This is a genomic window from Novipirellula artificiosorum (genome assembly GCF_007860135.1).
Lineage (GTDB): Bacteria > Planctomycetota > Planctomycetia > Pirellulales > Pirellulaceae > Novipirellula_A > Novipirellula_A artificiosorum.
The window spans coordinates 1-13,457 of the sequence record NZ_SJPV01000013.1; the positions used below are offsets into that span (position 1 = coordinate 1).

The window sequence follows — 13,457 nt, forward strand, 5'->3', positions numbered from 1 at the left end:
ACTTGGGCCATCAGAGCTCGGATAGAAGAATGGGGAACCGGATCGTTTAAACGCAAACTCAATCAACAACCACCCCAACACAACAGTCACTTGACAGCAGCAAACATTTCATAGAAGTGGACGAGGCCACGAGTCCTGCAACATGGGACTCGTGGCCTCGTCCACTACCAAAGTCGTCACTTGTTGTTCACGCGATGCTAACGAGACAGTGACAATTTAACCTGATGTAGTGGATCTCGGATTCTCCCTTGGCGCATTGAAGTGGAACCCAATATTTGGACCACGAGCGCGCTCGGCTGAGGCAGAAAGAGCGAAACGGTGCGGGGCGATGTGAGCCGTCAAGACGTCGCCGTTAACCGAGAAGAGAGTTTCACTTGCGGCTGGCTGACACATCGACCGCTACGCGAGGGCGACGTGTGCGTGTGACCGCACCGATGCCGAGAAGGCCACAGAAGACAAAGAAGGACGAAGGCTCGGGGACTGCGGTGATCGAAAGATTGTTCAGCGCGAACTCATCCCGGGAACCAGTACCTCCCGCATCATCTCCAAGAACCCGAATATAGAAGACACCATTATCGGGAAGCCCGGTTCCAAGCGGGATCAAGCCGCCCACGGTCTCTGATTTCCAAGTTGGCGAAGTATCCGCTAACGCCGGGGAGGTCAAGACGTCGAAGGTATCGTAGTTAATGTCATCAAACGAGCCTTGGAAGAACCATTGGGATGATCGATCGGCATCGTTAAAAATCATGGCTTCAGCCATGACGTTCAAGAACAACAGCGGGGAACCAGTCATGTTGACACCCTTGATGGTCAACGCACCCGGAGTGAAATCGTCTCCAAACTAATCGTTTTCCCTGTTTAACCTAATCGATCGTGATTGCCCATGCAATCTTGTTTACCGGTAAATTTTCGCTCTCCATCGTCGGCATCAAATCTCATAACGTGAGACGGTGCGGGAAACCCCAAAGCTTCGATCCGTAAGCAACGGACTTTCAATCATCCAGCCCCCTCCCTTTCAGGCGTTGTCCGGCTTTTGAGTCGTTGGAATACGAGGCTTTAGGCCTGGACGCCGCAGGCCGGTCGATCGGCCTCGAATGTCGCCGTTGTGTCGCTTCGACCACGAAGACGGTCACCGCGATCTTGAGCGAGAATGATTACCCCAAATAGTAGACGCGAGAGCGGTAGTGCGTCGAGTGAACTTCGGTGTGAAAGCAAGGGTGACGAATTATGGACTTTCGAGACAGGCCTGTATTCGCTAAGCTCCCCACCGAAGAATGGAGGCAAACTTCGCTTCCGATGGGATATTGGATGGATGCGAGACTGGAGCGTTGGAACAGCAATGATGAATGGGTTGCCGTGGTGTCTATTGAGCCTCGTATTGCTGGTTCCGGGGTGTCGCTCGACTGCAAAACCCAGTCCGAACACTTCTTCGGAGCTACCATCCCCAGAGCTGGTTACCTCGGAGTTGGCAAAATCGGATGCCACAACAGCGGGATGGAAATCAATCACGTTTGTCGACAGGCCTGAACTTCAAGCTGGAACGGGTGCAATGGATGCGGATGCCGCGACAGAGTTCTCGGCAACCGATTCAGGACTGAAGTATCGGATTCTAAGAAATTCCGATGGCAAGAAACCGACGGCCGCCAGCACGGTGACCGTCAACTATCGCGGCTGGCTGAATAGTGGAAAAGTGTTCGACAGCTCCTATGAGCGAGGTGAACCGACAACCTTTCCTTTGCGAAATGTCATCGCGGGTTGGACGGAAGGAATGCAACTCGTTGGTGAGGGGGGAATGATTGAATTGTGGGTGCCTTCAAAGCTCGGCTACGGCGAACGCGGATCCCCAGGTTCCATTCCTGCTCACTCGCACCTTCACTTCATCGTCGAACTCGTGAATGTCGACTAACGCTTCATCCACACCAGGAATTGGGGTTGGGCCGTAGCGGAAGTCGTCAAGACTTTCGGTGATTCCGGGGACGGCCGAAACTCTTGGCGACTTTCACTACCCCAAAAGCAAGACGGGATGATGCGCTAGCACATTCTCCCAGCTAGCGATATCGGTAACGCAAGCGGGAAACTCGCGCCACTTCTTCTTGCGTTCCTCGCGGCCTGAGTACTTCAAACAACCCCTCCCGCTCGGGCTCGTTGTACCACATAACTCCTGCGTTTTGCATGCATTGACGGGTTGGTTTTGTGTGCAACTCCACTGGACTTTTTGCTGGACGCCGCGAATTATCCTCAATTGAGGATCCGCGTTGGTGCTGCACTTGGGCCATCAGAGCTCGGATAGAAGAATGGGGAACCGGATCGTTTAAACGCAAACTCAATCAACAACCACCCCAACACAACAGTCACTTGACAGCAGCAAACATTTCATAGAAGTGGACGAGGCCACGAGTCCTGCAACACGGGACTCGTGGCCTCGTCCACTACCAAAGTCGTCACTCGTTGTTCACGCGATGCTAAGCTGGACAGTGCCACGTTATGAGCGGCAAGGCGCTAGCCGCCGGTTAGGACAATGAAATACCGGCGGCTAGCGTCTCGCCGCTCAGTCCGAGATTGACTCGGAAAATTACAGTAAATCGCCCAAGAAGTGTCGGCTAAAGCCTGGACTGCAACTTATGCTGTAAACTTAGATTGGTGTGGTACGCTGAAGCGTGACCTCCACCTACTTCAACACTCCAACCCTTCCTTCGACTGCGATGAGTAGCACGATTTCTGAATCCACTTCGGCTGACGTTTCCCAATCGGACACAGATGCGGGACTTTGGTCCGTTTGGGTCTGGTTCTGGGGTGGGCTTGCCTTGATTTCGATCCCCATGCTGATCCCCTACTTCATTGGCATGTGGCGACTGGAGCACTACCAGTTTTTTCCGTTTGCGATGTTGGCGGTTGGTGTTTTGGCGTATACACGGATGGACCGGGAATCACCGATTTGCGGACCTCGCAACACGGCCGTTTGGATCACGGTTGCCGTGGCGGTTTTCTTGATTCTGTTCAGCCTGCTGACGAGTTCCACTTGGCTCGGCGCGGTTGGATTTGTGATGATCGGGGCCGCCTTTTTCTGGTCCCAATCGGGTGAAAACGATGCCACGTTGCTGGGCCTTTCGATCCCGCTTTTGATGTTGGTCCGGTTGCCGGTCGGACTTGATCAATTGTTGGTGACCCGTTTACAGGGCATGACCACACGGATGGCCAGTGTTTTGTTGGACGTCGTTGGCGTGACGCATGCCGTCCAGGGAAACGTGATTCAATTGGCCGATCGCGAGTTGTTTGTTGCGGAGGCTTGCAGCGGCATCCAATCGGTCTTTACACTGGCTTTCTTGGCTACGGTGATTGTTGCCTACTATCGTCGTCGCTTGTGGCTGACGCCGCTCTACTTGTTGATCGCCGTGATTTTGGCAATCGCGGGTAACGTGATTCGTGTGACGACGGTGGCGGTAGCCGAGTTCTTTTGGGGAATCGATTTGGCTAGCGGCTTCAGCCATGACGTGATCGGCTATGCCGCATTGGTAATTGCTGGCTTGATGCTTTTGTCATTCGACCGACTGGTCGTTTTCTTCCTCCATCCCGCTTCGATTTTGGGTGACGATATGTCGTCGAACCCGATTCTGAGTGTTTGGGATTACTTTGTTGCGGACACCGATTCGCGAGTGGACTATTCGCGTGGTGCCTACGTCCGCGATGACGATGTCCGGCCGATGAAGGCGACACCGGAATCAAGTTGGATTGGACGAAAGAAAGTCGAATCGCTACTCAGCAACCGTACCGTATTGGCCTCGTGCATCGCGGTCGTTGTGCTTGTTTTGGTCGGAGCGTCGATCCAGGCGTCCCGTGCGAGTATTGAAACGCCGATGGCCAGTTTGCTGAAAGAGCACGTGATTTACCAACCAGAACCGACGATGTTGAGTGGCAAAATTGGCGACTTGGATTTTTACGAACACCGAGCCGTCCGTGGCGGATCCGACCCGCGACTGGGGCAAAACTCAGATGTTTGGACCTGTAAGTTCAACGAATTGGATGGCCAGTTTGTTGTCAGCCAAACCTACAGCGGATGGCATGAATTGTGTATTTGCTACGAGGGTATGGAATGGCAATTGGTTGATCGCGAAGTGGTCGCTCCGCTGAAGACGCTTGAGGAAGAGGAGGCGGAAGCCGCGGCGCTGCTCGCCACGGTTGGAGCCGGCAATTCAAGGGCAAAAACCAAGAAGGATGACGACTCCACTTCTGAGGAAACAGAATTGTTGGATCTGAATGAGAGTGTGGATGAGAATGCCACGGATGAGGAGTCGTATGTGACGGCAAAGTTCAAACGGAGTGATGGTAGCTACGGTTACTTGATTTTTGGAGCGGTTTTTGAGGATGGTTCGATTTGTGCCGCTCCTTCGAATTTGGGGGCCTACGGATCACGGTTCCTCAGTCGCTTGGACTTGTATGGTGTTGTTGATCAACAGGACTTGGTGATGGTCCAGCTTTGGTATGCTGCCCGCGGAAAGCTATCCCGCAAGGAGCTGGAGGGATTGCAGCGAGGTTTCCAAATGGCGCGGCACAACGTCGCCAAGGCGATTCGCGAGCAGGATCCAAGTTTGATTCCGGCGGTGATGAAGAATTCGGAGGTCACCTCGTTGAAGGGAAGCAATGTCGAATTGAACGAGGTCGATTCAGAAATCGCGCCGATTGATATCGATTCGCTCGAAGTCAATCCAGCTCAGCAGGCAGACGGGGAGAAAGAATAATGAACGTGCTACACTACCTGAGCCCGCTTCGCTGGGCACGCTGGATGACACAGTTTATACAGGCTTGGAGCGTTTCGATTCCGTGGCAGTATGCCCCGCAAGCGATCCCCGCACTGCTATTGCTGGTCGTGTTGTTTGTCACCGGCATGGTCGCCTATTCGGACGCAACCAGCTGGCGAAGTTCGTTGATGGGGCGCCAGTTCAAGACGGCATGGGAAGTCGATGATTTTGCCACGGCCGAGTTGGTCCTTCGGCGGCAACTGAAAGAGCGTCCCGAAGACACTGAGTTGATGTTTCGATTGGGATTGGCACGAGACGCACAGGACGAACGAGAGGAAGCATCGCAAATCATGCGTCGCTTGGTGGTCACGCGGCGCAATACCAAAGCGGCACGATGGCTGCTGCAGAATGTCTACCTTGGTGGCAAATGGTCGGATCTCGACACGCAGCAACAGGCCGAGCTTGGTCGCATTTTAAAATTGGTTCACGAGGAATCGCCGAAGGACATGCAGATCACCAACCTGTACGCGAACTTCTTGCTCGCCAACGAACGGATGGAGGCGGCGATCCCGTTGTTGGCTGAGTTGGCGTCGGTACAACCGATGCAAGGTTTGCGGGCCGCGGCGATCTCACGGCAATTAGGGCAAGAGGGGCAGGCCGAGCGTTTGGCGGAAAAAACGCTTGAGTTGGTCAGCAATTTGTCGGCCGAAGAGCCCACCAACGCATCCATTTCGTTGGCGGTGGCACAGTGCCAGATCTTTCTGAACCGGCATCGGGACGCGGTCCAAACCGTCAATCTTGCGATGAGCCGAGCGAAAACGCCCGAGGATCTAAGAACGCTAAAGGGGGCGATGGGCGATGCCATTGTCGCCTATTTGCTGTATCGTGAGGCGAATCCAACCAAGGATGAAAAGCAAGACGAGCTTCGTTCGTTGCAACAGTTGCAACTGGCCCTTCAGCATGCGCCGAACAACCCTCGAGTGTTATCGCTTGTTGTCGACCGTGTGTTGGCAGTGGCAAATGAGGATGATGAACAGATTCGGAAGGTTCGAAATGCGTTGATAAGCGGCGCGTCGCCAGGCATCGGCCATTTTATCGAGGGCACTTCGGCACTGGTCAAAGGCGATAACGAATCGGGCGAGCGGCATTTAAAATTGGCCGCTGAGATGCTGCCCAACAGTGGCGCGATCTTGAACAATCTAGCGGTTGCCATCGCCACACGCGAAGGAAGCGACTTGGAGCAAGCGCTGAAGATCTCTGAATCGGCGATCGAACAAACGAAAGACCCGTCACCCCATTTTTACGAAACACGCGGCCAGATCTTGGCGAAGCTGGAGCGATACACCAAAGCGATTCCCGATTTAGAGCGTGCACTTGCGGTCGACGTTCTGGCGCTCGGAGCACACAAAGCACTTGCCACGTGTTACGACGCAATCGATGAGAAAGAGATTGCAGATCAGCACCGACAAGCCGCAGCAGATCGAGAAGAGGCTGATCGGAAGAAGAAGGAGTGATGCGCTGGAGTTCAGGCTTTAGCCGCAAGAGACAGATCACAGAAGACAGATCACAGACAACAGCAAGACAAGATCGCCTGAAGGCTCTAACTCCAACGTGCGCAGGAGTTCAGGCTTTAGCCGCAAGAGTCAGATGTCAGAAGACAGCAAGACAAGATCGCCTGAAGGCTATAACTCCAACGTGCGCTGGAGTTCAGGCTTTAGAGCCTTTCCATAGAACACGTAGGTCCGGTTCCCACCGGACTGCCTCGATTCGGCCGGTAGGAACCGGCCCTACATCCTATGTCAATTTTTGAAATGCTTTAGCCGAAGAACCTGCCCCCCCTGCAAAACGAGATCCGACCGTGCGCGAACATTCCATTGAACTTCGTGTTCGCTACGATGAAGTTGATCCGATGGGGTTCGTCCATCATTCGAACTATCTTCGCTTCTTCGAGATCGGGCGGACGGAGTTACTGCGAGCTTGTGGCGGTTGCTACCGCGACATGGAATCGGCGGGCCAATTGGTCGTCGTCGTTCGCGTCGATTGCCGCTACCGTAAACCGGCCATGTATGACGATGTGATCACGGTTCAAACCCGAATTGCAAAAGTCACGGCGGCAAAAATCATTCACGAGTACCGTATCACTCGAGGCGCGGAAACGCTGGTCGATGCAACGGTCACGTTGGCTGTGATCGATCGCGAGGGAAGACTGCAGCGAGTGCCGGAGGCGCTGCTTGATCGGTATGGCGATTGAAAAGCTTAGAACCTATCCGAAAAGGGGTCTGACCCTCTCTTGGTCTGGGCGTATCGGTAGCGATTCCATTGGAAAACAACGAGTTATTGAGCAATCGAAACGTCGGTCGACAAAGGGTCAGACCCCTTTTCGGATAGGTTCTTACTTGAAGTGGTGCTCTGCGATGTTCGAAGTCTCGTAGAGCGGATGCGGCTACGCCGGACCCTTCGAGATCGCCCCATTTGTCCCTGCGGCAGATGGAGCCTGCTACACTGACTCGTTCCAACGTTGCGGGTCCCTTTCTTTGCAAAGGATGTAAATGATGTTTCTTGATGATCCCCTGCGGTATCCCGCGTCCATCCGCGTGATGGTTTTCACGACCTTACGTCGAAGGCTCCTCGCAATCGTGATCATGGTGAGTTGCATGGTCACAGCAACTTGTTGTGCGGACACCCTAAGCCTGCACGCACGCAGTCAGGTCAACACGGGAAACGCCGAGCGACCGAGTTTCGCATCCAAAACGGAAACGTTGAACTGGGAGGCAAAGGAGACGGCAATCGTTGTCTGCGACATGTGGGACAAACATTGGTGTGCGGGTGCATCGGAACGTGTTGCCGAAATGGCACCCCACATGAACCAAGTCCTATTGCGGGCGCGAGCACAAGGCGTACTCATCGTTCATTGCCCCAGCTCGGTTGTCGACTTTTACGAAGGGACACCGATGCGAAAACTTGCCCAAGAAGCCCCACCGGTCGAAACCACTATCCCACTCAAACCGTGGTGCCACATCGATCCATCACGTGAGCCCTCGTTGCCCATTGATGATTCCGATGGCGGATGTGATTGCGATCCTGCTTGTCAGACGCGTCAAGCATGGACCCGTCAAATCGACAGCATCGAGATTCATGAAGGTGATGCGATTTGCGATGATGCCCAAGCTTACTTTTTGATGAAGCAACGTGGGATTCGCAATGTGATTGTGATGGGCGTGCATATGAACATGTGTGTGCTTGGGCGTCCTTTTTCAATTCGCCAACTCGTCTATCAGGGACAAAACGTCGTCTTCATGCGCGACCTAAGCGATACGATGTACAATCACCGCAGCAGTCCCTATGTGGATCACTTTGTTGCCAACCGGTTGGTTACCATGCACATCGAACGGTATTGGTGTCCGACCATCACCAGCACGGACCTCACCGGCAAACCCGCATTCGGATTTAATGCAGACAAGTAAGTGAGTCTGATCCACTCGATTTGAAAAGGTGACATCTTCAACCGGGCGTGCCCCGCTCGATTCAATTCCTCATGGACGAGTCCTCGATTACCAAGTGGACTGGTAAAAGCACTACGCGAGTTGTTTCCGTGTTAGTAGAGCATTTTGAACAATGATGTACGCTTCAAACGTAGCCACGTTCGCCAAAACGTGGTTCACCTTCTGGCGAAGTCCACTACGTCCCAACTCGCCGTTTTAACCTTGACGGTCCACTACGTTTTGCATGAACGCTCACGGTGCTGTTTTGTGCAGGGACACTTGAGGACGCTGCGTGACAAGTTGTACAGACGTAATCGTCGTCCCGGGTTGTGCCTTGATCGAGATCCGATTGCGATGCCGGAGCATCGACGTTGAAACGGATGCATCCAAGGGTGCAAAGAACTCCGAGAATTCACTGGCGTCCCCCATGTCGACCACGATCGGCACGTCGTTCAAGTCGACCACCAACGGTTGGGTCACGCCCCCTGCGCGATGAACACCGATGATGAGCCGAGCAGATTCGACGGTATCGGCACGCTCGACATCGACTTGAAACTCCAAGGGTTCGCCATCACTTGCGACAGCCGTCTCGACCGCATACCAACGATCCTGTTGAAGTATTGCCGACGGATCGATCCGCTGACGCAGCCGAAGCCGAATAACGGTCGTTTCATTGACATCCACTGGAATGGCGGCCACGTCCACTGGGTGCTCTGGCTCGAAGACCACCTGCCCCTGGTGATAGTTTAGACGCGTTTGGCTCGCGTCCGTTGCGCCAGCCTGGTCCGCGAAGCCCGAAAGGTCGATCGCAATTTGTCGACCGCCCATGTTCGTCACCGCCAATGAAACCCGCTCCCCATCATGGACGGCGACGACATCCAACCAGTCGCGTTCATACGCCACAGGCAGTCGATGGCCGTCAAAATCTCGCCAGAGATCGAAATAGTGGGCAATGGTGGTCGGCTCGAAGTCTCCCAACGTGCTGTGACTTTTGCGGTCCGCCTTGGGTGTGAATGCGGCGTCGCCACTATACGGATTCCAAGACATTTGAAGGAAGATAAATGGCACGAAAAGGTCGATTTGGTCGGGCCGTTGCATTGACTTGGTCAGGTACGCGTTCCAGGCGTACAATCGCAACCAATTGTCCGATGGCTTCCGCCCGTTTTGTAGCGAACCACATTCGGTAATTAGAATCGGCAAAACGTTATCGACTTTATGCATGTGAGCCCTCAGCATGTCGAGGATCGCTTCATACCTTCCCAGCAAGTAATTGGAATACCCCATCCCACGCCGCTCATGAGCCCCCAGCATCAAGGCGTTCTCATAGAAGTGGTGTGAAAAGAAATCGAGGTGCCCACGCGTCTCTTCGATAAAGCGGGCTTGATTTCGGAACAGCCCAAAGTCTTGAACTTGGACTTGCATGTAAGCCGAGGAAGGACCACCCACTTTGATGTCAGACGCACGCGTGTGAACGGATTCAGCAACGCGATTATGGAAATCGGCGAGCAAGCCCCAACCGTCGATACCATCCTTTTCCTGCCAATGATGCGCCCATTCGGATTGGACGCTGCTTTCGTTCTTCACTTCCCACCAAGCGGCCGTGTAACCGGCGTCTTTGATCTGGTCGGCGACATAGGCCCCAGCGAGTTCTGCTGCATCGTTGAAGTGCTCCGTTCGCGGTGTCCCGCGGCCAACCAACGGGACCGACATGAACTCGGGCCAATCATTAAAGCAGCAGGCAAAGGGCTTCTCGCGATACAGCGGGATCGCCCGGCGCAGTCGTTCCCCTGCGTCGTAACGATCAAAGAAGGTCAGGTCCGCCGCCCCTGGTTGATCTTCTCGTTCCTTCAGCGTTTCCCCCTTTCCCCATCCGCGGGTGAGCGCCGGATTGAATTTAAACGCTCCCCGTCCTGGTAGAAAGCCTCGTTCCGCGGCCCACTTCTCAAGCGACTCGTGATGGGTGCCTGGGGTTTCATGCATCCGAAACCAACGGTCCCGCTGCAAATCGGTCGTTCCCCCGATCGAGAGCTCATGATCAACATCGATGCGAACCTCAACTCGTTGCCGAGGAAACTCCGACCCCAGGTCGCGATAAGGGATGCTGTCGAATTCAGGTGGAATCGCCTTTTGAGCGTAAAACACGAGATCGTTGATGCGACAAACCGCATCGGCTTCCTTCATCAAGAATCGGATCTTCATCGACTCAAACGGCTCGTCGGCAAGCGGTATCGACGGCATCTGGACGCGATAAAACTCTTTCACCTGGATGCTTCGCGGAGGCGCCTTGTCCGGCGAAAAGGGGAAGATATGGACTTCTTTGATTCGGTCCAGGTTCTCGCCATGGAAACCAAAGTGGCGGAACAGGGCTGCGATGCGCTCCGTCCCTTCGGGAAGCATGAGTTCGTCACCGTCACGAATCTCTTTTTGCTCTTCGAGAATCGTGAGCTCTTTGAGGCCACGATCACGGCCATTGCCTTGATAGACGGCCTTGCGCCCCTCGAGAAATTTGTCAAAAAGATACGCGTGAAGAGCCTGCTCGTTTTGGCCTTCGGCGCTGAGCGTCGGCGGCTGGCCGGCGGGGGCATGCGAAACAGCCAGCAGGGCAATGCAAACGAATAGGGCCGAGACGAAGCGGAGGCGTGGGTTGACGGACATCTCAGAGATTCCTTTGCGGGAAGGGCCTCGTCGGTTCATGGGTGAATTCCTGTGTTTTTTTGTCATCTTACTCAAACCGGGCGCATCACGCTCCGTGGCACAATGATCGAACGGCTTCGACGATTGCCCGCCTATCATCGCAGAGAAACTCGCGTGGTAGCCGGGGATGGACCATAACGATGGAGTATGCTGAGGGCGACCTGCGCAGTGACGAGGCTATACGAAAAAGTTACCAACTGCCAGCGTCAAAGCGTTTTACTGATGGAAAGGTAATCGCAGGTAACGCGAGAAGTTGGATGATTTTCTTCGAAAAAGGCTCAGAACCGCATGGATTGCAGAATCCATTGATAAAAATCATGCAAAATGGGACGGAGACCACGATTCCCTTTGGATGGGTCGCGAAGTCGTCGTCTTGTACCGTCGTCATGATGTTCACCGAAATGACCTTGCAAAAACGACAAGCTTGTCGGATGACGCTCCGTTGATCGTGAAACGCCTGATGCAGATGATGATCGAGCATTTTCGAGGGAGGAACGCTCTCGATCCCGTCGTCAAGGATCCGCGGCATCGAAGGTCAGCAGGATCGACGGTCAGCAGCATCGACGGTCAGCAGGATCGCCCCAGGTCGCAACAACCACCGTACTTTTACCGTTAACGAACTCCAACAAACCCTCGCTCATCATGACCCACATCAACAGAACCGTGCTTGTCACCACCTTCGCCATCTCGTGCTTGTCACTGATGGCCTCGACATCTGCCTTGAAAGCAGAGTCGGTCCCCAAAGACTTGTTGGGTTTCTGGTCACTGGATCTGGAATCCGGTGAACCCGCCTGGATGCGTGTCGCCGAAGAGGAAGGACGCCCGGTTGTTCAGATGCGAATTTACATCGGGCCGGACGGCCCTTACGAAGTCGCGGAGGTGACGAATGGGCGAATCAAGTTTTCGTTGAAACCGGAACGAAAGTCCAATGGAAGTAAGGTTTACACCCAACGGAACGTGGAGGTTGGACTGACCAAGGGTAAGCTTGATGGCGTGCTCGTTCGTACGCCCAACGATGGCAGAGAGGGCCAGGAGATTCGTTTTACGGGAAAACGAGTTCCACCAATGACAAAATCGGCGCCAGATCTATCGAAGGTTCGATTCGGACATCCGATTTCACTTTTCAACGGAAAAGATCTCACCGGTTGGCGTCCCTATGAATCCGACAAGATCAATGGCTGGAGCGCTCAGGATGGAATGTTGGTCAACACCACGACCAAGACGGATTTCAGCCCGACGGGATCCCACGCCAACCTGAGGACAGAAGCCGAGTTTGAAGACTTCTGGCTACACATCGAGTTTCTCGTTGAAGCAGACCGCAACAGCGGCATTTACTTGCGAGGTATGTATGAGGCGCAAGTGGTCGACCGCGATAGCAGGATGCAGGGACTGCAGGGAGTCGGCGCGATCTTCGGAAGAATCGCTCCGTCGGCCCAGGCAGGAAATCCGGGAGGTCAGTGGCAAACCTACGATATCACACTGGTGGACCGGCACGTCACCGTTGTCTTGAACGGAACCAAAGTCATCGACAATCAACCCATCGACGGACCCACCGCTGGTGCCATCAAGACCGATCCATCCTCATCCGGACCGATCTATCTTCAAGGAGATCATACGGCGGTCAAATTCAAGAACATCTATCTGGCCCCAGTCGTCAGCGCGGAATGAACGGCATTCGCTTCCAAGCGAGTGCTTCATCCCATTGAAATTTTCGGGTTGGTGGTAGTGGACGAGGTCACGAATCCCTTCGTCAACCACTCGCCGACTTACACTTTCAACGCCGCAACCAATTGCCCCATCAGTTCCATCGCCATTTGATAGATGACTCGATAGTTGCCACTTTGCAGGGCAGAACCTCCTTTGTTCGACTGGGCCACGCCGCTCAAGAACCCGTCGGGCGTCAGGTGCGGCATCAGACCCGCCAGCGTTTGCTCAGCTGATTTCCGTGCGGCATCGCTGAGCCACCCCTGATGAAATCCGATTGCCAACGCTGCCGCAATCCCTGCGGAGCCCGCCGTGTCCTGCATCAGTTCGGGCCGCTTGACGTACACGGCCCACAGTCCATCTTGGCGTTGGTATTTCATCGCCCATGAGGCGAGCTTCACAAAGCTGGGAACCAGTTCCTTCGTGCGCGGATGATCCTTCAAGACGCGCATCGTGCGGACCATGCCGATCATTTCCCAGGCAATTCCGCGGCACCATGCGGCGGAAATACTCGGTATACGGATCACACTTGTGGCAGAACAACAAATGCGGCAGCAGCGAGGTTTCGATTGCCGGCCCCTTGCCACGATCAACAAACACCCAGAGCGGTTTTTCGCCCTGAGTGAGCGTAAGCCGAACACCCTCGCGACACGCCGCCTCCGCATTACCCGGCGACAACTTGATCTCATGGGGCTGAAACGCCGGCACAATCGACGACCCGGATGGCACCGTTGCTGGTAACCGCTTTAACCGTTCCAATGACGTCCGCGACATGGATGGCACCATTGGTGGATTCCTTTTGCATGGCGATCCTTGACTGCTTTGCGTGTTTCAATGAAAA

General features: G+C 54.4%; 10 protein-coding genes. 7 read left to right on the forward strand and 3 right to left on the reverse strand.

The features are described 5' to 3' along the window. Nucleotides 1–370: 370 nt before the first annotated feature. Nucleotides 371–793 (reverse strand): hypothetical protein, encoded by a 423-nt coding sequence (locus tag Poly41_RS26620; RefSeq protein ID WP_146530421.1) that lies wholly within the window; start codon nt 791–793, stop codon nt 371–373. Nucleotides 794–1,339: 546 nt separating this feature from the next. Between Poly41_RS26620 and Poly41_RS26625 the strand changes: the two genes are divergently transcribed. From Poly41_RS26625 to Poly41_RS26645, 5 genes are all read left to right on the forward strand, one after another. Further along, a complete protein-coding gene (locus tag Poly41_RS26625; protein ID WP_146530422.1) occupies nt 1,340–1,906 on the forward strand; it encodes an FKBP-type peptidyl-prolyl cis-trans isomerase in 567 nt (188 codons plus the stop codon). Nucleotides 1,907–2,702: 796 nt separating this feature from the next. Beyond that, a complete protein-coding gene (gene xrtU, locus Poly41_RS26630) occupies nt 2,703–4,736 on the forward strand; it encodes an exosortase U (RefSeq protein ID WP_146530423.1) in 2,034 nt (677 codons plus the stop codon). Beyond that, nucleotides 4,736–6,250, forward strand: a complete 1,515-nt coding sequence (locus Poly41_RS26635) for a tetratricopeptide repeat protein (RefSeq protein WP_146530424.1) — start codon at nt 4,736–4,738, stop codon at nt 6,248–6,250. Before xrtU ends, Poly41_RS26635 begins: the two co-directional genes overlap by 1 nt. Nucleotides 6,251–6,594: 344 nt before the next feature. Beyond that, nucleotides 6,595–6,987, forward strand: a complete 393-nt coding sequence (locus tag Poly41_RS26640; protein ID WP_146530425.1) for an acyl-CoA thioesterase — start codon at nt 6,595–6,597, stop codon at nt 6,985–6,987. Between the two features lie 298 nt (nt 6,988–7,285). Further along, nucleotides 7,286–8,200, forward strand: a complete 915-nt coding sequence (locus Poly41_RS26645) for a hypothetical protein (RefSeq protein WP_197231660.1) — start codon at nt 7,286–7,288, stop codon at nt 8,198–8,200. A 270-nt stretch (nt 8,201–8,470) separates the two neighbouring features. Here Poly41_RS26645 and Poly41_RS26650 read toward each other — a convergent pair whose 3' ends face one another. Next, nucleotides 8,471–10,873 (reverse strand): beta-agarase, encoded by a 2,403-nt coding sequence (locus Poly41_RS26650; protein WP_146530426.1) that lies wholly within the window; start codon nt 10,871–10,873, stop codon nt 8,471–8,473. Between the two features lie 391 nt (nt 10,874–11,264). Between Poly41_RS26650 and Poly41_RS26655 the strand changes: the two genes are divergently transcribed. Both Poly41_RS26655 and Poly41_RS26660 read left to right on the forward strand, forming a co-directional pair. Next, complete coding sequence (locus tag Poly41_RS26655) at nt 11,265–11,528, forward strand: hypothetical protein (protein WP_146530427.1); 264 nt, start codon at nt 11,265–11,267, stop codon at nt 11,526–11,528. Nucleotides 11,529–11,554: 26 nt separating this feature from the next. After that, nucleotides 11,555–12,580, forward strand: coding sequence for a 3-keto-disaccharide hydrolase (locus Poly41_RS26660; protein ID WP_231615966.1), 1,026 nt, complete (start codon nt 11,555–11,557; stop codon nt 12,578–12,580). 98 nt (nt 12,581–12,678) lie between these two features. Here the strand turns inward: Poly41_RS26660 and Poly41_RS26665 are convergent, their stop codons facing one another. After that, the gene (locus Poly41_RS26665; protein WP_146530428.1) at nt 12,679–13,305 is read right to left on the reverse strand and encodes a glycoside hydrolase family 88 protein; all 627 of its coding nucleotides are present in this window, start codon (nt 13,303–13,305) and stop codon (nt 12,679–12,681) included. Between the last annotated feature and the right edge of the window lie 152 nt (nt 13,306–13,457).